Genomic DNA, 20,860 nt, shown 5'->3' on the forward strand with positions numbered 1-20,860 from the left:
ACTTGTGGGCCGCCCATAGCGATGTAACAGGGGCAATCATGAAGCATCCAAATCATTCCGACGACGCCGTGGTGTCGTCGCTGGCAGCGTTCGACGTCCGTTCCGGCAATGTGGTGGAACGGCTGCTGTTCAATAACCGGCTGCTGGTGATCGTGCTGTGCGCGATCGTCACCATGGTGCTGGGCGTTCAGGCGCTGGGGCTGCGCCTGAACGCCAGCTTCGAGAAAACCATTCCGGCCGGCCATCCGTATATCGCCAGCTATCTCCAGCACAAGGGCGAGCTGTTCGGGCTGGGCAACGCGGTGCGCATTGCGGTGGCTAATCCGCATGGCAGCATATACGACGCCAAGTATCTGGAGACCGTGCGCAAGATCAACGACCAGGTATTCCTGATTCCCGGCGTCGATCGCCGCAGCATGAAATCGCTGTGGACGCCGAATACCCGCTGGGTGGGGGTGACCGAAGAGGGCATGGAGGGTGGTCCGGTGATTCCGGATGGCTACGATGGCAGTGCCGACAGCCTGCAGAAGCTGCAGGCCAACGTGGCCCGCTCCGGCGAGATCGGCCAGATCGTGGCGCTGGATGGCAAGTCCAGCGTGATCTATGTGCCGCTGCTGGACAAACTGCCCAATGGCCAGGAGATCAACTACGCCGCCATTTCCGGCCAGCTGGAACAGATTCGTGCCAGCTACGCGCAACAGGGTGTCGCCATCCACATTACCGGCTTTGCCAAGATCGTCGGCGACCTGATCGACGGCCTGCGCGAAGTGCTGCAGTTTTTCGCCATCGCCATCGTGATCGCCACGCTGATGGTGTACTGGTTCAACCGCTGTGTGCGCAGCACCGCGCTGGTGGTGGCCAGCTCGCTGATTGCGGTGGTGTGGCAGTTGGGGCTGATCGCCACCCTGGGCTATGACCTGGACCCGTATTCGATGCTGGTGCCGTTCCTGGTGTTTGCCATCGGCATGAGTCACGGCGCGCAGAAAATGAATGGCATTCTGCAGGACATCGGTCGTGGCACCCATAAATACATCGCCGCGCGCTTTACCTTCCGCCGTCTGTTCCTGGCCGGTCTCACCGCCTTGCTGGCGGATGCGGTGGGCTTTGCGGTGCTGCTGATGATCGACATCCGCGTAATTCAAGAGCTGGCCATCGCGGCCAGCCTGGGCGTGGCGGTGCTGATTTTCACCAACCTGATCCTGCTCCCCATCCTGCTGTCCTATACCGGCGTTGGTGCCGCCGCCGCGGCGCGTAGCGTCAAGGCCGAGCTGGCCGAACGTCAGTCCGGCGTGCGTCACCCGCTGTGGGCGTTTCTCGATCGCTTCACCCGCCGCCGCGGCGCGGTGGTGGCCATCGTGGTGGCGCTGCTACTGGCCGTGGCCGGGGTGCTGGGCAGCCGCCAGCTGAAGATCGGCGACCTTGATCCGGGCGCGCCGGAGCTGCGTGCCGACTCGCGCTACAACCAGGATGTGGCCTTCATTAACCATAACTTCGGCGCCAGCAGCGATGTGTTTGCGGTGATGGTGGAAACCCCGGGCAACGGCGGCTGCGCCAACTACAACGTGGTGCAGAAAGTGGATGCGCTGGAATGGCAGCTGCGCCAGCTGCCGGGAGTGGAGTCCACTAACTCGCTGGCGACGCTCAACCGCTTTGTGCTCACCGGGCTGAACGAGGGCAACCCGAAATGGTTCGAGCTGATCAAGAACCAGGAGATGCTCAATTTCATCACCGCCGGTGCGCCGCGCGGCCTGTACAACGACTCCTGCGATCTGCTGACCCTGTACGTGTACCTGCGGGATCACAAGGCCGACACCCTCAGCCGTGTGGTGCAGCATGTGGAGGCCTTTGCGGCGGCCAATAACAGCAAGGATGTGCACTTCCGCCTGGCCGCCGGTTCGGCCGGTATCGATGCCGCCACCAACATCGTGGTGAAGGATGCCTGGCACCAGATGCTGCTGCTGGTTTACGGCGCGGTAACCGTGCTGTGCTTCATTACCTTCCGCTCCTGGCGCGCGGTGTTGATCGCCATCCTGCCGCTGATGCTCACCTCGGTGCTGGCCGAAGCCTTGATGGTGGTGCTGGGCATGGGGGTGAAAGTGGCGACCCTGCCGGTGATCGCGCTGGGGGTGGGGATCGGCGTCGACTACGCGCTGTACATCCTGTCGGTGACGCTGGCGAGGATGCGTGCCGGCCAGAGTCTGTCCGATGCCTATCACGGTGCACTGGCCTTTACCGGCAAGGTGGTGCTGCTTACCGGTGCCACGTTGGCCGCAGGGGTGGCGACCTGGGTGCTGTCGTCGATCAAGTTCCAGGCCGACATGGGCATCCTGCTGGCGTTCATGTTCCTGTGGAATATGGTAGGGGCGATGGTGCTGCTGCCGGCATTGGCGCACTTCCTGTTGCCGCGCAGCAGCAAGACCTCGGCGCAATCCAGCGATGACGCCGCGCTGCTGGCCAGCGAAGAGAAGGTGGCCTGACATGCCGGTGCACTCCTTATTCGATCTGTCCGGCAAGGTGGCGCTGCTCACCGGCGCCAGCCGCGGCATGGGTTACGCCATGGCCACAGCACTGGGCCAGGCCGGTGCCCGAGTGGTGATTTCGGGATTGGAGTCTGGCGAATGCCTGGCGGCAGAGGCCGCACTGCGGGCCGATGGCATTGAGGCGCGTGCCGTGGTGTGCGATGTCGGCGACCGCCAGCAGGTGAGCGCACTGTTTGCCGCCGCCTGCCAGCACTACGGCCGGGTAGACATCCTGGTGTGCAACGCTGGTATCGGCCATCCCCCCGGACCGTTGGCCGCAGTGAGCGACGCCGACTGGGAGCAGGTGCTGCGCATCAATCTGCAAAGTCAGCTCTGGCTGACCAGCCTGGCCATTCCGCCAATGGCGGCACGTGGCGAGGGTGCGGTAATCCTCACCGCCAGCCTGTCCAGCGTGCGCGGCAACAAGGGCATTGGCCTGTATGGCCTGTCCAAGGCCGGTGTTGCCCAGCTGGCGCGCAACCTGGCGGTGGAGTGGGGGCCGAGCAATGTCCGGATCAACGCCATCTCGCCCGGCGTGATCCGTACCCGTTTTGCCGGGCCGATGCTGGACGACGAGGCGGTGATGGCGCGGCGTATTGCCCAGACACCGCTACGTCGGGTCGGCGAAGTCGAAGAGGTGGCCGGTATGGTGCTGCTGCTGGCCTCGCCGGCCGGCGGTTTCATCACCGGTCAGAACCTGATTATCGATGGTGGCACCACCATCAGCGACGGTAACTGAGGAGCCGAGATGGCCCGTATCCCTTTCAAGCAAGAAGACACCGCTCCGGCCGAGATGGTGGCGGCGATCCGCGCCCGCCGTGGCGGCCGGTTGTTGAACATCGACCGCATGCTGTTGCACAGCCAGCCGTTTGTCAGTGGCTGGAACGGTTTCCTGCGCGCGGTGCGCAACGAGGTGGCGCTGCCGTACCGGCTGCGCGAACTGGCGATGTGTGCGGTATCGGCACAGATCAACTGCCGCTACGAATTGCACCATCACCACGCCGAATGGCTGAAGGCCGGCGGCAGTGAGCAGCAGTTCGCGGCCCTGAGCGACCTGCACGGCGCCATCAACAACAGTGCGCTGTTTGATGCCGCCGAACGCGCCGTCTTGCGCCTGGCAGTGGAAATGACGCGCGACAGCAGTGCCAGCGCCGCCGCGGTGGCTGCCGCCCGCGCGGTGCTGCCGGACGAGGCGCAACTGGTGGAGCTGGTGGGGGTGATTGCGTCCTACAACATGGTTGGCCGCTTCATCAACACGCTGGATATAGAGCTGGAATAACACGTTTGAGGCAGGCCGCCCGGCGGCTGCCATCACCCGATGACGACAAAGGAGAGCAGCATGATTCAGTACCTCAAGCGCGGCAAACCGGCCGCAGCCAAAGCCGATATCAATGCCCAGGTACGGGCCACGGTAGAGGGCATCCTGGCCGATATCGAGACACGCGGCGATGCCGCCGTGCGCGATTACAGCGCCAAGTTCGACAAGTGGTCGCCGGAAAGCTTCCGTCTGTCGCAGGCAGAAATCGATGCCTGCATCGCCCAGCTGAGCGAGAAAACGTTGGCCGACATCCGGTTCGCGCAGACCCAGATCCGCCGTTTTGCCACTATCCAGCGTGAGTCGATGAAGGATGTGGAAGTGGAAACCCTGCCCGGCGTGATTCTGGGGCACCGCAATATTCCGATGAACTCGGTGGGCTGCTACATCCCGGGCGGCAAATATCCGCTGATCGCCTCGGCGCACATGAGCGTGCTCACCGCCAAGGTGGCCGGCGTTAAGCGTGTGATTGCCTGCGCGCCGCCGTTTGACGGCAAGCCGTGCCCGGAGATCGTGGCCGCCATGCATCTGGCCGGCGCCGATGAAATCTATTGCCTGGGTGGGGTGCAGGCGGTGGCGGCGATGGCAATCGGCACCGACAGCATCGCCGGGGTGGACATGATCGTCGGCCCGGGCAATGCCTATGTGGCGGAAGCCAAGCGCCAGCTGTTCGGCCGTGTCGGCATCGACCTGTTTGCCGGCCCCACCGAAACCATGGTGATCTGCGACGACACCGTGGACGCCGAGCTGGTGGCGGTGGACCTGCTTGGGCAGGCCGAGCATGGCCCGACGTCGCCGGCTTATTGCATCACCACCAGCGCCAAGATCGCCGCTGAGCTACCGGCGGCCATTGAGCAGGTGCTGGCCCGGCTGGATACCGCGCCGGTGGCCAGCGTGTCATGGCGCGATTATGGCGAAATCATCCTGTGCGACAGCGATGAAGAAGCGCTGCAGGAAGCCGAGCGGCTGTGCTCCGAACACGTGCAGGTGATGACGCGTGACCCGGACTGGTATCTGCAGCGCATGACCCGCTATGGCGCGCTGTTCCTGGGGCATCGCACCAACGTGTCCTACGGCGACAAGGTTATCGGTACCAACCACACGCTGCCGACGCAAGGCGCCGGCCGTTATACCGGCGGGCTGTGGGTGGGCAAGTTCATCAAGACCCACACTTACCAGCGCGTGCTGACCGACGAGGCCAGCGTGCTGGTGGGCGAGTATTGCTCGCGGCTGTGCGGCTACGAGCACATGAGTGGTCACAAGGAGCAGGCGGATATCCGCGTGCGCCGCTTCAAGCAACCGGCCTGAGCACGGCACGGCCATGTGTGAAGCATGTTCAGCCGGCGGTAATGCCTGCGTCCTGCCTGGGGTGTTGCTCCATGCCGGCTGTGGCCATTGCTTGCCAAGCTGAGCTGGCCGATAGGCTGCCAAGGTTGGCCGCAGGCCTGTGGCCAACCTTGGCAGGAGAGCAAGCCGCCGGCAGGGCGGGGAGGAGTAAAGCTGATGACGCAGTCCCTGAAAGGAAGAGTGGCGCTGGTAACTGGTGGCGCCGGGGGCATTGGTGAAGCCATTTGCCGTGGCCTGGCTGCGGCCGGGGCCACGGTGTTGGTGGGCTACAACCGCTCGGCGGACACGGCAGCCACGCTGGCGGCTACGCTGCCTGCTGCCGAGCCGGCGCATGCAGCGGTGGCTGCGCCGGTGACCGACAGCCAAGCGCTGCAGGCGCTGGCCGGGCAGATCGCCGAACACTATGGCCGCTGTGACCTGCTGGTCAATTGTGCCGGTACCACGCGCTTTGTGCCGCATGCCGACCTGGCTGGGCTGGACGATGCGCTGATCGACGACATCCTGGCCACCAATGTCCGCGGTCCGTTTGCCGCCGTGCGCGCCCTGCAGCCACTGCTGGCGCAGCATGGCAGCGGGCTGGTGGTGAACATCTCGTCTATTGCCGCCGTCAGTGCCATGGGCAGCAATGTCATGTACTGCGCGTCCAAGGCGGCGGTAGACAATATGACCAAATCGCTGGCGCGCGCACTGGCACCGGCTATCCGCGTGGTGTCGGTATCGCCGGGGCTGGCGGATACCGAATTCGTGAAAAGCATGGATCAGGCCTGGCGCGACGAGCAGGCTGGCCGCACCCCGCTGCAGCGACTGGCGGAGCCGGAAGAAGTGGCGGCCGCCGTGGTGGCCGTGGCCACCCAGTTAACCTTTACCACCGGTGCCGTGATTCCCGTCGATGGCGGCCGGCAACTGAGTTGAGTGCAAGCATGAGTCACTATCCCGATATCAAACCGCACCACGCCGGTATCAGCGTGCCGGACCTGGATGCTTCCATCGACTGGTATGGCCGCATGTTCGGCTTCGAGCTGGAAAGCCGGGTGTTCATCGACATCATTCCGGCAGATGTGGCCTTCATGCGCCGCGGTAATTTCCGCATCGAGCTGTTCCAGCTGCAAGGCGCCGCGCCACTGCCTGCAGATCGCCGCGAGCCGAACCGCGACTTGCTGACGCATGGCAACAAGCATGTCTGCTACGCCGTGCCAGATGTGGTGGCGACCGTGGCGGCGCTGCGGGAAAAAGGGGCCGACATCGTATTCCAGAAGACCGTACAGGGCACCGCGATGGCCTTTTTGCGTGACAACGCCGGCAACCTGATCGAGCTGATCGAGGCACCGGAGCTGTGGGCCGGTGACCATTATTTCGAGGACAACAGAACATGAAACTGGCAACGCTGAAAGATGGTAGTCGCGATGGCCGCCTGCTGGTGGTGTCGCGTGATCTGCGTTACGCAGTGCCCGCACAGGCGGCAGGCACTATGCAGCAGGCGATCGAGAACTGGATGGCCGTCGAGCCACTGCTGCAGGCCGAATACCATGCGCTCAACGCCGGAGAGGCCGCCGCTGCCTTCGGGTTCGACCCCAAAGCGGTGGCCGCACCGCTGCCGCGAGCCTACCAGTTTGTCGATGCGTCGGCGTTTCTCAACCACGGCAAGATCATGGAGCAGGCCTACAACCTGTCGGTCAAGAAAACGGCGGGCATTCCCATCCTGGTACAGCGTCAGGGCGATGACTTTCTCGGCCCTTGCGACGATTACCCGTTCCCCACCGCAGCCGACAACTGCGACTTCGAAGGTGAAGTCGCCGCCATTCTCGACGATGTGCCGATGGGGGTTGCCACCGCTGACGCGGAAACGCATATCAAGCTGTTTGTGCTGCTGAACGATGTGTCGATGCGGGCGCACCTATTCCGAGAACTGTCGATGGGCTTTGGCTTCATCAATGCCAAGCCGGCGACCGTCTTCGGCCCGGTGGCGGTGACGCCGGACGAGCTGGGTGATGCCTGGCGGGATGGTCGGGTGCAGCTGGACATGCGCGTGAGCCGTAACGGCGAGTGGTTCGGCCAGCCCAATGGTCGTGAAATGGATTTCAGTTTTGGCCAGCTGATCAGCCATCTGGCGTACAACCGTAATCTGGGCGCCGGTACAGTGCTGGCGACCGGCACTTTTTCTAGCCCGCATTACCGCGAAGTGGGTTCCGCCTGCCTGGCCGAGCGACGGGCGGTGGAGATGATCGATCACGGTGAGTCGCGTACCCCGTTCATGCAGTTTGGCGAGGTGCTGCGCTTCGAGATGCTGGGTAATGATGGCCAGTCGGTGTTTGGTGCCATCGAGCATCGCATGGTGGCGACGGAGGTGGTGGCATGAACGTGCTGGTAACTGGGGGTAACGGCTTTGTTGGCCGCGAGCTGGTGCGGCGGCTGCTGGCGGCGGAGCGGGTACTGCCGGGGCAGCCGCCGCTTACACGGCTGACGGTACTGGACATGAGCGTGGATGGGCTGCCCGATGACGCCCGGTTGCAGGTGGTGACCGGCAGCATTGCCGATCCGTCGGCACTGGAGGCGGCACTGCGTGATGCGCCACAACTGGTGTTCCATCTGGCCAGCCTGCCAGGTGGCGCGGCGGAGCGGAATTACGAGCTGGGGCTGCAAGTGAATCTGCAGGCCACGCTGGCCTTATTTGAGCGCCTGCGTGAGCAGGGCAACTGCCCACGGCTGGTGTTTACCAGCACCATCGCCGTGTATGGCTCGCCGTTGCCGGCGTTAGTGGATGACGCGTCACCGATGCGCCCCGGCTTGTCCTATGGTGCGCACAAGCTGATGGGCGAAATCCTGCTGAACGATTACAGCCGCCGCGGTTGGCTGGATGGCTGCAGTGTGCGCTTACCCGGTATTGTCGCCCGTCCACCGGCACCATCCGGGCTGCTTTCCGCCTTCATGAGCGATGTGTTCTGGAAGTTGGCCGCAGGCGAACCATTTGCTTGCCCGGTATCTGCGCAGGCAGTGGCGTGGTGGATGTCGGTAGGCTGTTGTGTCGATAACCTGCTGCACGCGGCGCGCCTGGCGCCGGATCTGCTGCAACAGCGGCGTGAATTCACGCTGCCGGTGCTGCGGCTCAGCATGGCGCAACTGGTCGATGGGCTAGCCGAGGTTTACGGCGCGGACCGTCGCGCGCTGGTAAGCTACCGGCCAGACCAACAACTAGAAGCGGCATTTGGCTGCTATCCGCCACTTGATGCCCGGGCGGCCGAGTCAATCGGTTTTGCCCACGATGGCGATATCAAGCGGCTGATACGCAATGCCACTGCAGCAGGGACCACAGCATGAAGCGAGAACACCGCTACCGGGTGACGCTTGAGCACCTGTCATCGCCGAAAGCCGATGCGGCACTGCATCCGCCCCTGAGCTTCGAGACCGGCAACCATGATGATGTGTTCAGCATCATTGAACGTTCGCGCGCCAAGGGCGTGTTCGATGCCGATACCGCCGCATCGCTGGCATTGGGACTGAAGCTGTTTTCCGAGGTGATGCTCAAACATCGTGATCATCCAGTGTTTGCCGAGCTACATGAACCGATGCGGGCCTTTATCGGGCGCTTCAAGGCGCTGGGCCGCGAGGTGGATGGTTCGGGCGGTGCCATATCCTGACGGGGGCGGAGGCATGAACAATACAACGCCACCCTATGCGCTGGGCACCTTCTCCATCGCCGGCGCCACTCCCTTTGCCGGTCTGATTCTGGGGCAACGTCGGGTCATTTCCCTGCGGGCGCTGCAGCCGCAGTGTCGTAAGCTGGGTCATGACCTGCTGCTAGGTGCAACGCTGCTGGACGTGTTTGATGCCTGGGACAAAAATCAGGCAGCGATCAGCCATGCGGCCAACTACCTGTTGCAGCATGGCGAGGGCGGGCTGCCGTTTGTCGATGTGGCGTTGCTGCGGGTGCATGCCCCGCTGGAGCAGCCGCGGCAGTTTTTCTGCTCCGGGGCCAACTACCGCAAGCACGTTATCGATCTGATTATCGATCAGGCGCGTGATCCGGCCACGCAGGGCCTGAGCGCCGCCGCGGCTCGTGCCTATGCCGAGCAACTGATGGACGATAGGGCTGCCCATGGTGAACCCTATATCTTTACCAAGGCCTGGTCGTCCATCACCGGGCCGTTCGATGACATTCCGCTGCCAGCCAATGTGTCGCAGCCGGATTGGGAGCTGGAGCTGGCGGTGGTGATCGGCAAGGAGGCCTTTCATGTCGCCGCCGCCGATGCCTACGACTACATCGCCGGCTACACCATAGTCAACGACATCACCAATCGTGAACTGGTGCATCGCCAGGACTTGAAAGCCATCGGTTCTGACTGGTTGATGTCCAAGAGCCTGCCGGGCTATACCCCGATGGGGCCTTATATCGTGCCGGCCGAGCTCGTGAGTGATCCTCAGAATATCCGGATATTGCTCAGTGTGAATGGGCAGGTCATGCAGGACGAAACCACTGCCGACATGATCTTCGGTATTCCACGTCTGATCGAATACCTCTCGAGCCGGATTCGCTTGTTTCCGGGAGATATCTTGATTACCGGCTCACCGGCGGGCAACGGCTCGCATCACAACCGTTTTCTGCAAGCGGGTGATGTGCTGGAAGGCATGTTATCTGGCATCGGTATAATGAGAAACCACTGCATTGCTGCCGTTTGACTCTACCGAAAAGAGTCAGTCAGATTCGGATGTCGCCTGTAGGCGTCTGAGCAAAAAAGGGGCCAATGGCCCTTTTTTTTTGTGTGGTGGTTGCATAGACGGGGTCGTTGTGCTCTTGTGAGCAGGCCCTTTTCGGCCGAAGCGGACAGTGAGCCCGTCTAAGAAATGTGACCGGTCCTGTTTGCTGTCTGGTCATTGTCTTTTCCCATAGAGCAGGATTGCCTACAGGAGCCGGGGGAGTCCTGCTGTTTGGCAAGCGAGTGTCCTTAGGGCAGCCATCCCCCCAATTTATGCTGGATCTATAGCTGGTGCTTTTCTACTTGTGGAAGCGCTTGCGCCCAAGACTCACTGGTGAGGCGTTCGGCCAAATAATTGATCAGGGCCTGTACGCGCGCCGGTCGATTTCGCCCCGGCGGGGTCACGATGTGCAACGAGATTGGTTCCACTTGCCAATCGTCCATCACCGTTTCTATCACCCCCGACTGTAAGCCCTGCCAGGCAAGGAATTCCGGCTGCAATGCCAGGCCCAGCCCGGCCCGCAAGGTGGGCTCCAGTGCTTCAGCATTATTGGACTGCAAATAGGCGGGCACGGCTTGAGTAAACTCGCCATGCGTCTCGTGGCGGAATCGCCAGCTCATGCCGCCGCGCGCATAGGTGTATTGCAACACGCGATGATTTACCAGGTCACGTGGGTGTTTGGGGCGCCCGAAACGCTCGAAATAGGCCGGAGCCCCCACCAGCAAAACCCGCACATTGCATAAGCGTCGGGCCAGCAGGCTAGAGTCCTCCATGCCGGAGATGCGCACCCCCAAATCAAACCGGTTAGCAACAAGATCAAGCAGCTCGTCGTTGAACTGAACATCCAATGTTACATCGGGATGGGTGGCCATGAAGTCGGGCAGCATCGGCGCCAGCCGTGCGATACCAAACGACATCGGGGCCGTCACCCGGATCGGTCCACGCAAGCTGCTCGATTGCTCGGCGACCTCCTCCTCCACCGCTTCGCCATTCTCCAGAATGCGCGCGGCTCGCTCTAGCGCGGCATAGCCGCTCTCGGTCAGCGACATCTGCCGGGAGGTACGATGAAGCAGCACGGTTTTCATGCGGGTTTCCAGCCGTGAGATCGCTTTGGATACCGAGGCCTGAGACAAGGAAAACTCGGCGGCAGCCTTGGCAAAGGAGCCGGTTTCCGCCACTTTGGCAAAGATGGCCCACGCTTCCAGATCCGGTAGTTTTTTCATCATTTTTCAGACGTATTTTTATCTCACTCGTCGATGATAGGCAGGCGCTCCATTCGACACAAGAAGGCCAGGCAACGGGGCGATGATGGAAAGTATGGATTTCTTTTTCTTACATTCTTAATCGGCGATAGCTCATCTAGACTGGTCTAACAACACTGTATGCCTCAGGAGAGCGACATGATCGAACGTCGACCTTTCGACAGCCTGGGTGGTGCGCAGCACGGCTGGCTTGATGCCAAGCATCACTTCTCTTTCGCTGAATACCATGATTCCGCTCGCGTGCATTGGGGTGCGCTGCGGGTCTGGAACGACGACACCATCCAACCCGGTGCCGGCTTCCCGCCGCATTCGCACGCGGACATGGAAATCATTACTTATGTGCGTGAAGGCGCCATTACTCACCAGGATAACCTGGGCAACAAAGGCCGAACCGTGGCCGGAGATGTGCAGGTGATGAGCGCGGGCAGCGGCATCTACCATTCGGAATATAACCAGGAGCCGGGTATCACCCGCATTTTCCAGATTTGGATATTCCCCAACCGGCGCGGCGCGCCACCGTCCTGGGGCAGCAAACCATTTCCCAAGAGCGATCGCTCAGGCAAGTTCGTGACGCTGGCCAGCGGTATAGACGGGGATGAGGACGCGCTACCGATCCGCACCGATGCCCGTGTGCTGGGTGCCACGCTCAAGGCAGGGGAAACCGCCGAGTATCGCTTTTCCGACAAGGACCGCCATGGCTATCTGGTACCGGCTAGCGGCAAGGTCGAGATCAACGGCATCACCTTGGTGGCGCGCGATGGCGCGGCCATTAAAGGTGAAGCGGCCATCCGCATCACGGCCCTTGAGGATGCCGAACTGGTCCTTGTGGATGTAGCCGCCAATTAATCTGTATTGGGTGCGAGGCATTTCTGCGGCATGCCTCGCACCAAGTCCGCTATCGGCGCTAACGCACCGTGGCTCGGATTGAAGTTGTGCGACGACTGCATTTCATGCCGCTACTCGACACCTGTTTCGATTCTGAAGGAGATACCCACCATGTCCGCATACCTCGAAGTTCTGACACCACAGAATAGCCAGCTTATTTTCATCGACCAGCAGCCGCAAATGGCCTTCGGCGTGCAGTCAATCGACCGCCAGGTCCTGAAGAATAATGTCGTGGCCCTGGCCAAGGCGGCGAAAGCGTTCAACATCCCGACGACCATTACCACCGTCGAGACCAACGGTTTCTCCGGCAACACCTATCCCGAGCTACTGGCCGTTTTTCCCGAGAACAAGCTGCTTGAGCGCTCCTCGATGAACTCCTGGGACGACCAGAATGTGCGCGATGCGCTATCCGTTGGCGCGGCACAAGGGCGCAAGAAGGTTGTCGTGTCCGGACTCTGGACGGAGGTGTGCAATCTGACTTTTGCACTCTCCTGCCTCAAAGACACGGACTACACCATTTACATGGTCGCCGACGCCTCCGGCGGCACCTCCGTTGATGCGCACAAATACGCGATGGATCGCATGGTGCAGGCGGGCGTCGTGCCGGTGACCTGGCAGCAGGTCTTGCTCGAATGGCAGCGCGACTGGGCACGCAAGGAAACCTACGAAGACGTGATGGCAATCGTAAAAGAGCACTCTGGTGCCTATGGTATGGGCGTCGACTATGCCTACACCATGGTTCACAAGGCTCCCGAGCGCGTCCAGCACGGTGAACGCATCGGTCCCAACCCGGCCAAGTAAGCGAACCACCGGGTGGCGTTTGCCGCCCGGTGTGACAGCGCGACACTCTTCGTGAATCGAGGTGAACCATGAAAGCCTATCTGATTTCATTGGCGGTCGGCCTGCTGGTGGGCGTCATTTACAGCCTGCTGGATGTGCGCTCTCCGGCACCGCCGGTCATTGCCATACTGGGTCTGCTGGGGATGCTCGCTGGAGAGCAGATCATTCCGGTTGGCAAGCAACTGCTCCGTGGCACCTCGTTTGTTACCGCCTGCGACAAGACACATGCCACGGACCATGTCTTCGGCCAATTGCCCGGACGGCAAGCTGACCAGGAAAAGCAAACGTGAGCAGGGTTGCGGCTGTGCGTGCCGCCGTCCATCTGCCAGGCCGTGAGGTTGGCCGGACGGGGGCCGTCCACGCCGCAGTCTGGTGTCAAACGTAGACGCACCATCCGGAACAGCCCGCGGCCTCGTTGCTGGAAGGTGAGCCTGGGTGTAGCGCAACTGCCGGTGTCAAAAGTAAAGGAGCACACAGCATGGCCAATTCTGTTCCCGATATCATTTTTCATAACGCCCAGATCACGACCTTGGATCGCAGCAATCCTGGGGCCAGCGCCGTGGCGATCAAAGATGGCAGATTCCTGGCGGTGGGTTCGGATCAGGAGATCCTGGCCCTGTCTGGCACCGGCACCCGGGTCGTCAATCTCAAACACAAGCGCGTGCTCCCCGGTCTGTTCGACAACCACACCCATGTAGTACGTGGCGGCCTCAACTACAACCTGGAGCTGCGTTGGGACGGCGTGCGCTCGCTGGCCGACGCAATGGACATGCTGCGCCGCCAGGTGGCCATCACGCCCGCACCGCAGTGGGTACGCGTGATCGGTGGCTTCACCGAGCACCAGTTTGCTGAAAAGCGCTTGCCGACTATCGCGGAAATCAACGCGGTCGCGCCCGACACGCCAGTGTTTCTGCTGCATTTGTATGACCGTGCGCTGCTCAATGGCGCCGCGCTACGGGCTGTAGGTTACACCAAGGAGACCCCCGAACCACCAGGTGGCGAGATCACCCGTGACGCTGCTGGCAACCCCACTGGCCTGTTGCTGGCTAAGCCCAACGCGATGATCCTCTACGCCACGCTGGCTAAGGGGCCGAAGCTGCCGTTCGACTACCAGCTTAACTCCACCCGTCACTTCATGCGTGAACTCAACCGGCTGGGGGTGACCGGCGTAATCGATGCCGGCGGTGGCTTCCAGAACTACCCGGACGACTACGCGGTGATCCAGAAGCTGGCCGACGAGGGCCAGATGACGGTGCGTCTGGCCTACAACCTGTTCACGCAGAAGCCCACGGAGGAAAAGGAAGACTTCCTCAAGTGGACTTCCTCGGTTCAATACAAGCAGGGCAGCGATTACTTCCGCCACAACGGCGCGGGCGAAATGCTGGTGTTCTCGGCCGCCGACTTCGAGGACTTCCGTCAGCCTCGGCCGGACATGCCGCCCCAGATGGAAGGCGAGTTGGAAGAAGTGGTACGCATTCTTGTGCAGAACAAGTGGCCATGGCGGCTACACGCCACCTACGACGAGACCATCTCCCGCGCGCTGGACGTGTTCGAGAAGGTCAATCAAGAGACCCCGCTGCAAGGGCTGAACTGGTTCTTCGACCACGCCGAGACCATCTCCGACAAGTCGATCGACCGTATCGCGGCACTGGGCGGCGGCATCGCCGTGCAGCACCGCATGGCCTATCAGGGCGAGTACTTCGTCGAGCGCTACGGCGCCAAGGCGGCCGAGGCTACGCCCCCGGTAGCCCGCATGCTGGAAAAGGGCGTGAAGGTCTCGGCCGGCACCGACGCCACGCGCGTCGCCTCCTATAACCCCTGGGTATCGCTGGCCTGGATGGTCACGGGCAAGACCGTCGGCGGGTTGCGCCTGTATCCGCAGCACAACTGTCTGGACCGCGAGACGGCACTGCGGATGTGGACGGAGAACGTCGCCTGGTTCTCCAACGAGGAGGGCAAACGCGGCCGCATCGAGCCAGGGCAGCTCGCCGACCTGATCGTGCCGAGCAAGGACTACTTCGCGGTTTCCGAAGACGAAATCTCCTTCCTCACCTCTGAATTGACCGTGGTGGGCGGTCGAGTTGTCTACGGCGATGGCGACTTCGCTGATCTCGATGACAACCCGCTGCCACCAGCCATGCCGGACTGGTCACCAACTCGCAGCTTCAAGGGCTATGGCGCATGGGGCGAGCCGGAGGGCGCAGGCAAGCATTCACTGCACCCGGCACGCTATCAGGCGATCACCGCCTGTGGCTGCACCAGCGCCTGCGGTCTGCACGGCCATGACCATGCCCGTGCCTGGGCATCGAAGGCGCCAGTGTCGGATCTTCAGGGCTTCTTTGGTGCCTTGGGGTGTTCGTGCTGGGCTGTGTGATAAGCGAGTAGGAGATTACCTCCGTGCCAACATACACCTCGTTTGATCGCAAGCTGGCCGCGATAGTGCGACCGGTGCTGGGCAGCAGTGCGATGCGCTTGATTGCTTACCTTGGGCTGTGCGCGGCCTACCTGCAAGGCGGGCTGGTTAAGCTTACGGACTTTCCGGGGGCGGTCAGCGAGATGGTCCATTTCGGGCTGTCACCAGCGCCGCTGTTCGCAGTGCTGGTGATCGTGCTCGAACTGGGCGCCTCCGTGATGATCATGACAAGTTGGCTGCGTTGGCTAGGCGCGCTGGGGCTGGCTGGCTTTACCCTGCTGGCTACCGGTATCGCACTGCGCTTTTGGGAACTGCCAGCGGGGCAGGAGCGCTTCATGACCGCTAATGCGTTTTTCGAGCACCTCGGGCTGGTCGGTGGCTTCCTGCTTGTCGTCTGGCTGGACTTGAAAGAACAGGAGCCATCATGACGCAAGCAACACAGCCCGTTGCCGCGTCTGCCAGCAGCTTTGCGCCACTGCGGCAGACGCTTTTTGCTGTACTGTGGGTGGCCACCATCATCGGCAATACGGGTAGCTTCATCCGCGACGTAGCCAGTGCGTGGCTGATGACGGACCTGTCATCATCCCCAACGGCCGTGGCGTTGGTGCAGGCTGCAGCGACGCTGCCGGTATTTCTGCTGGCCATTCCCGCCGGGGTGCTGGCAGACATCCTCGACAGACGCAAATTCCTGATTGCCATCCAGTTACTGTTGGGCGGCGTCAGTATCGGCCTGATGCTGCTCTCGGCATCGGGACTGCAATCGGTGGCCTCTCTGATCGCCCTGACCTTTCTCGGTGGCGTTGGCGCGGCGCTGATGGGGCCGACTTGGCAGGCCATCGTGCCCGAACTGGTGGAAAAGAAAGACCTCAAGAGCGCGGTTGCGCTCAACTCGCTAGGTATCAACATTGCCCGCGCCGTCGGCCCTGCCTTGGGTGGTCTGATCTTGGCCAGTCTGGGGGCGGCGTTCACCTATGGCATCGATGTCATCAGCTACGTGTTTGTTATTGTCGCCCTGCTGTGGTGGCGTCGGCCAAGCGCCGCGCAAGATGTGCTGGCCGAACGTTTTGTCGGCGCCTTTCGTGCCGGGCTACGCTATGCCCGCGCCAGCCGCGAGCTGCATGTTGTGCTGGTGCGCGCCTTCTTTTTCTTTGCCATGGCCAGCTCGGTCTGGACGCTGTTACCGCTGGTGGCGCGTCGCCTGCTAAACGGTGACGCCGGCTTCTACGGCATCCTGCTTGGCGCCGTTGGGCTAGGTGCGATCGGCGGCGCCATCATCATGCCGAAACTGCGTGAACACCTGAGTGCTGATGACCTGCTGCTGCTGGCCGCGCTGGTCACCGCATCGGTCATGGTATTCCTGTCCTTTGCACCGCCACAGTGGGCCGCCGTTGCCTCCCTGCTGGTACTGGGAGCGGCATGGATCACGGCGTTAACCACACTCAATGGCGTGGCGCAGGCGATTCTGCCGAATTGGGTGCGCGGCCGCTCGCTGGCGGTTTACCTCACCGTGTTCAATGGTGCGATGACGGCCGGTAGCCTGACTTGGGGCGCGGTGGCAGAGCTGATCGGAGTGCCATTCACGCTGTTGGCCGGCGCCGCCGGACTGGGAGTGATCGGAGTTGTGGCTCATCGGCTCAAGTTGCCCAAGGGTGAGCTTGACCTGATGCCATCCAACCACTGGCCCGAGCCACTGACCGCGGCACCAGTCGAGCACGATCGCGGCCCCGTGTTGATCCTGATTGAATACCGGATAGCGCCGGAGAACCGCAGCGCCTTCTTGCAGGCGCTCTCCCGATTGTCATCAGAACGTCGGCGCGATGGGGCCTACGCATGGGGCATCTGTGAGGATGCGGCCGACCCGGGCCAAATACTCGAATGGTTCCAGGTCGAATCTTGGGCCGAACACCTGCGGCAGCATCATCGGGTTTCCAGAGCGGACGCCGACATCCAGGCGGAAGTCCGGCGCTTTCACGTGGGTGACGGCATGCCGGTAGTGCGGCATTTTCTAGCGTTCAACCGTCTAAATGAAGAACAGGACTGAACATGGGGGCGATGGGTTGAGAATCGTCTATGTGAATCGCTCCTCCTTTTCTAGACGTCTCGAATGTCCACTTGGACTGCCCCGGCTCCTGTAGGCAATCCTGCCCTATGATTGGCCGCAAGGTGGTAACGCGCAGACGGGCCGGCTTAACGCTTGCCGGCCGCCTCTTCTCGCCGGCGCTTGGCCTCTTCCAGCAGGTAGACCTGGTAATCGTCCAGATCGCCCGCGAAATCGCTGACCCCGCCGCGCGACACCATCCAGAACTCGTCGCACACCGCGCGCAGCAAGGCGCGGTCGTGGCTGACCAGCATCACCGAGCCTTCGAACTCGTTCAGCGCCACGCTCAGCGCTTCGCGGGTGGCGAGGTCCAGGTGGTTGGTCGGTTCATCCAGCAGCAGCAGGTTCGGCCGCTGCCACACGATCATGCACAGCACCAGCCGCGCCTTTTCGCCGCCGCTCATGCTGCCGACCGCCTGCTTCACCATGTCGCCGCTGAAGTTGAAGGTGCCGAGGAAATTGCGCAGCCCCTGCTCGCGGCAGTCGTTGGCCGATGGCCGCATCGCCGCCGGGGTGTCGCGCGCCAGGCGGAACATGTGCTGCAGCGGATCGTCCTCCGGCCGCAGCACGTCCAGCTCCTGCTGTGAGAAGTAGCCGATATTGAGCCCCTTGCCGCGAATGATCTCGCCACCGACCGCCTGCAGCGCCTCGGCCACGGTTTTCACCAGCGTCGACTTGCCCTGGCCGTTGGCACCGAGAATGCCGATACGCTGCCCTGCCAGCACGGTGCGGTTCACGTTGCGCACGATCACCGTCGGCGGCGTGTCTTCCGGCGCGCCCTCTGGCGCCGGATAGCCGAACACCGCGCCGGTCATCGACAGCATCGAGTTCGGCAGGCTCTGCGGCTCCTTGAATTCGAACTGGAACTCGGCATCGGCCAGCACCGGCGCGATCTTCTCCATCCGCTCCAGCGCCTTGACACGGCTCTGCGCCTGCTTCGCCTTGCTGGCCTTGGCCTTGAAGCGATCGATGAACTTCTGCAGGTGCGCCATCTTTTCCTGCTGCTTGGCCTGCGCCGCCTGCTGCAGGACCAGCTGTTCGGCACGCATGTCCTCGAACTTGCTGTAATTGCCGCCGTAGCGTACCAGCTTGGCATTGTCGACGTGCAGCGTCACGTTGGTGACGGCATCGAGGAATTCGCGGTCATGGCTGATCACCACCATGGTACCGGCGTACTGCTTCAACCACGCTTCCAGCCATACCAGCGCGTCCAGATCCAGGTGGTTGGTCGGCTCGTCCAGCAGCAGCAGGTCGGACGGACACATCAGCGCGCGAGCCAGTTGCAGCCGCATGCGCCAGCCGCCGGAAAAGCTGTTCACCGGCTGCTGCAGCTCGGCGACGCTGAAACCCAAGCCGAGAATCAGCGCCTGCGCCCGTGCTGGCGCGTCGTGGGCGCCGGCATCGTTGAGCGCGGTATAGGCGTGCGCCATGCGCATATAGTCTTCGCCGGCCTCGGCCTCGGCCACCTCCTGCTGCGCGGCGAGCAGGGTGGTATCGCCTTCGATCACAAACTCGGTCGCCGTCTGCGCTGTTTCCGGCATGTCCTGCGCCACCTGCGACATGCGCCACTGTGACGGGATCGACACATCGCCGCCGTCTTCGTGCAGCGAGCCGTTCAGCACCGCGAACAGCGAGGATTTGCCGGCGCCGTTGCGGCCGACCAGGCCGACTTTCTCGCCGGGATTGAGCGTCACCGACGCGTTGTCGAGCAGGACTTTGGTACCGCGGCGCAAGGCCACGTTTTTCAGAATGATCATGGGAAGCGCCGTGCGGCGGCAGGAAACAGGTTACGCCGCGACCGGCGACAAGGCGGGAAGACGACAGAAAATGCGGCCAACGTTGGCCGCATCAGGACAAGGGTGCTGCCTCGGCAGCGTGGCGCCGCCCTATGTTGCAAAGCAATAAAAACGGTGCGGCGCAGATGGTACCACGCCCCTACGCGCTCCAAAGGGGAAGAAAGCTGACGTTCGGTGCCGGCAACAGAGAAATGGCCGGTATGTAAATCTGAGCAGACGTTCAGGACAAATGGGGTAACAGACCGCTTTGGCCGAACTGCTGCCGACCAGGCGGCATCATCGTCCGTTGGTCGGCCATAGCAGTCCTTCGCATACTAGATATTTTTTGGCTGCTTTCATATTGAAAGCAGCCAAAAAATATCTAGTAAACGACTGGTGATTTATTTGTTTTTTGCGACATTGGAAAGTCAAATTATCTAAGGTGCAAAAATTAAATCAATTATTTTGATTTAATTGAATTGGCGGGATTTCATTTTCACGAAAACTATTTTGATGGTTATATGGGCTTGACATTATTTGTTTATATGCTAAAAAGTTAAAACAAACTTAGGTGCTGCGGAGTTGTAAATGCGTACTATAAAAGTAAATTACATTATCGAAAAAATGCTTTTAGCAGTTGCTGGAGAATTGCCGTGGAGCTTTGTTCTTGCTGATCTCTGCGTAATAATGCAGGCAGATATGTCGTTAATGACATGTTGGAATACTGAAACATTTTTGCCGGAATGGTCAATAAACTACAACCTGCCAGACAGTATTGCTATTGGCTACCAGGGGTATTATTCTGCTTTGGATCCTTTATTGCCAATCGGGGTAAGGTCTCCAGAGTTGAAGTGGCTGGCGACAAATAAAGTTGTAAGTAATAAATTTGTGGAGAGAAGTGAGTATTTTCAAGACTTTCTAATCCCATCTGGTATTTTATATGTGGCAGGATGTAATTTGTATAAATCAGATTCAGCCTGTGTTAGCATAACCTTTGAAAGAGAGAAAGCCAGAGATCCATTCAACGAAGAAGATTTTGCTAAGATGGGTGTAGTTGTAAAAAATCTATCGCTTGCAATAAAAGCTTACTGTAAGACTTTAAATTCTCAAGCTGAGAGAGATATTCTTCACTCTTATCTTGACCTTAGGGGTCGTGCTTTTTATGTTATGGATAAGAACAGGAAGATTAGGCATATAAGTTGCGGCGATGATTTTGATCAAACTTTTAATGGCAATGTAAAAATAAAAGATGGCTTTTTGTTCATGGCAACAGTTCAGCAGAATTATTCACTAGACAAGGCAATAGAGGTTGCCATGACTTGTGGCTTAGAAACTAGTTTTTCCTCACTTGGAGTGATGGGTAGTAAATTAAATGTGAATGTTTCCGTGTTGAACTCCAATGGTTTTCAAAGCTGCTTATTGATTTCATTTTCGAATGATTGCAACAAGGAAATTCAAAATAAAGATAGGGTTAATGATTTTTTTTCAAAGCAAAAATTGTCGGTGGCAGAGAGAAAAGTTGCACTGGCAATCGTCGACGGATTGACGGTGCGTGATTATTGTGTGCAGACTTCGTTAAGTGCCGCAACGGTCAGAACACAACTAAAGAATATCTTCAGGAAAACTGGTTGTAGCAGGCAGGCAGATTTAATAAGATTGGCAAATCAGTAGCTCAGTTACTAATGATTGGTTTGTGTAAATTGGAAATTTTTCT

At 60.5% G+C, this 20,860-nt stretch carries 19 protein-coding genes; 17 read left to right on the top strand and 2 right to left on the bottom strand.

Features of this window, described 5'->3' with window-relative positions:
• Positions 1–38 precede the first annotated feature (38 nt).
• From ABNW52_RS08180 to ABNW52_RS08225, 10 genes are all read left to right on the top strand, one after another.
• Entirely contained in the window at positions 39–2,477 is a 2,439-nt protein-coding gene (locus ABNW52_RS08180) for an efflux RND transporter permease subunit (RefSeq protein ID WP_349586224.1), read from the top strand.
• A 1-nt stretch (position 2,478) separates the two neighbouring features.
• The gene (locus tag ABNW52_RS08185) at positions 2,479–3,258 is read left to right on the top strand and encodes an SDR family NAD(P)-dependent oxidoreductase (protein WP_349586226.1); all 780 of its coding nucleotides are present in this window, start codon (positions 2,479–2,481) and stop codon (positions 3,256–3,258) included.
• A 9-nt stretch (positions 3,259–3,267) separates the two neighbouring features.
• Positions 3,268–3,798 carry a carboxymuconolactone decarboxylase family protein gene (locus ABNW52_RS08190; RefSeq protein ID WP_349586228.1) on the top strand — a complete coding sequence of 177 codons (531 nt, stop codon included), beginning with the start codon at positions 3,268–3,270 and terminating at the stop codon, positions 3,796–3,798.
• Positions 3,799–3,858: 60 nt separating this feature from the next.
• Entirely contained in the window at positions 3,859–5,142 is a 1,284-nt protein-coding gene (gene hisD, locus ABNW52_RS08195; protein WP_349586230.1) for a histidinol dehydrogenase, read from the top strand.
• A gap of 195 nt (positions 5,143–5,337) precedes the next feature.
• Positions 5,338–6,093: an SDR family NAD(P)-dependent oxidoreductase gene (locus ABNW52_RS08200; RefSeq protein ID WP_349586231.1), complete on the top strand. Its 756-nt coding sequence runs from the start codon at positions 5,338–5,340 to the stop codon at positions 6,091–6,093.
• An 8-nt stretch (positions 6,094–6,101) separates the two neighbouring features.
• Entirely contained in the window at positions 6,102–6,554 is a 453-nt protein-coding gene (locus tag ABNW52_RS08205) for a VOC family protein (RefSeq protein WP_349586233.1), read from the top strand.
• A complete protein-coding gene (locus ABNW52_RS08210) occupies positions 6,551–7,537 on the top strand; it encodes a fumarylacetoacetate hydrolase family protein (protein ID WP_349586235.1) in 987 nt (328 codons plus the stop codon). The genes ABNW52_RS08205 and ABNW52_RS08210 overlap by 4 nt, the downstream gene beginning before the upstream one ends.
• Positions 7,534–8,496: an NAD-dependent epimerase/dehydratase family protein gene (locus ABNW52_RS08215; RefSeq protein WP_349586237.1), complete on the top strand. Its 963-nt coding sequence runs from the start codon at positions 7,534–7,536 to the stop codon at positions 8,494–8,496. Before ABNW52_RS08210 ends, ABNW52_RS08215 begins: the two co-directional genes overlap by 4 nt.
• Complete coding sequence (locus ABNW52_RS08220; RefSeq protein WP_349586239.1) at positions 8,493–8,816, top strand: DUF3861 domain-containing protein; 324 nt, start codon at positions 8,493–8,495, stop codon at positions 8,814–8,816. Before ABNW52_RS08215 ends, ABNW52_RS08220 begins: the two co-directional genes overlap by 4 nt.
• Before the next feature lie 13 nt (positions 8,817–8,829).
• Positions 8,830–9,855: a fumarylacetoacetate hydrolase family protein gene (locus ABNW52_RS08225; protein WP_349586241.1), complete on the top strand. Its 1,026-nt coding sequence runs from the start codon at positions 8,830–8,832 to the stop codon at positions 9,853–9,855.
• Between the two features lie 299 nt (positions 9,856–10,154).
• Here ABNW52_RS08225 and ABNW52_RS08230 read toward each other — a convergent pair whose 3' ends face one another.
• A complete protein-coding gene (locus ABNW52_RS08230) occupies positions 10,155–11,099 on the bottom strand; it encodes a LysR family transcriptional regulator (RefSeq protein WP_349586243.1) in 945 nt (314 codons plus the stop codon).
• Between the two features lie 174 nt (positions 11,100–11,273).
• On the opposite strand from ABNW52_RS08230, the gene ABNW52_RS08235 reads away from it, so the two are divergent.
• From ABNW52_RS08235 to ABNW52_RS08260, 6 genes are all read left to right on the top strand, one after another.
• A complete protein-coding gene (locus ABNW52_RS08235) occupies positions 11,274–11,981 on the top strand; it encodes a pirin family protein (protein ID WP_349586245.1) in 708 nt (235 codons plus the stop codon).
• Between the two features lie 150 nt (positions 11,982–12,131).
• Positions 12,132–12,821 carry an isochorismatase family protein gene (locus ABNW52_RS08240; protein WP_349586246.1) on the top strand — a complete coding sequence of 230 codons (690 nt, stop codon included), beginning with the start codon at positions 12,132–12,134 and terminating at the stop codon, positions 12,819–12,821.
• Between the two features lie 68 nt (positions 12,822–12,889).
• Entirely contained in the window at positions 12,890–13,150 is a 261-nt protein-coding gene (locus ABNW52_RS08245; protein WP_349586247.1) for a XapX domain-containing protein, read from the top strand.
• Positions 13,151–13,338: 188 nt separating this feature from the next.
• Positions 13,339–15,234 carry an amidohydrolase gene (locus ABNW52_RS08250; RefSeq protein WP_349586249.1) on the top strand — a complete coding sequence of 632 codons (1,896 nt, stop codon included), beginning with the start codon at positions 13,339–13,341 and terminating at the stop codon, positions 15,232–15,234.
• Between the two features lie 23 nt (positions 15,235–15,257).
• A complete protein-coding gene (locus ABNW52_RS08255) occupies positions 15,258–15,701 on the top strand; it encodes a DoxX family protein (protein WP_349586250.1) in 444 nt (147 codons plus the stop codon).
• Complete coding sequence (locus ABNW52_RS08260; RefSeq protein ID WP_349586252.1) at positions 15,698–17,314, top strand: MFS transporter; 1,617 nt, start codon at positions 15,698–15,700, stop codon at positions 17,312–17,314. Before ABNW52_RS08255 ends, ABNW52_RS08260 begins: the two co-directional genes overlap by 4 nt.
• Positions 17,315–17,460: 146 nt before the next feature.
• Here the strand turns inward: ABNW52_RS08260 and ABNW52_RS08265 are convergent, their stop codons facing one another.
• Positions 17,461–19,128, bottom strand: a complete 1,668-nt coding sequence (locus ABNW52_RS08265; RefSeq protein ID WP_349586253.1) for an ABC-F family ATP-binding cassette domain-containing protein — start codon at positions 19,126–19,128, stop codon at positions 17,461–17,463.
• Between the two features lie 606 nt (positions 19,129–19,734).
• On the opposite strand from ABNW52_RS08265, the gene ABNW52_RS08270 reads away from it, so the two are divergent.
• The gene (locus tag ABNW52_RS08270) at positions 19,735–20,817 is read left to right on the top strand and encodes a helix-turn-helix transcriptional regulator (RefSeq protein WP_349586255.1); all 1,083 of its coding nucleotides are present in this window, start codon (positions 19,735–19,737) and stop codon (positions 20,815–20,817) included.
• The last annotated feature ends 43 nt before the right edge of the window (positions 20,818–20,860 follow it).

Source organism: Vogesella oryzagri, assembly GCF_040148885.1.
Taxonomy (GTDB): domain Bacteria; phylum Pseudomonadota; class Gammaproteobacteria; order Burkholderiales; family Chromobacteriaceae; genus Vogesella; species Vogesella oryzagri.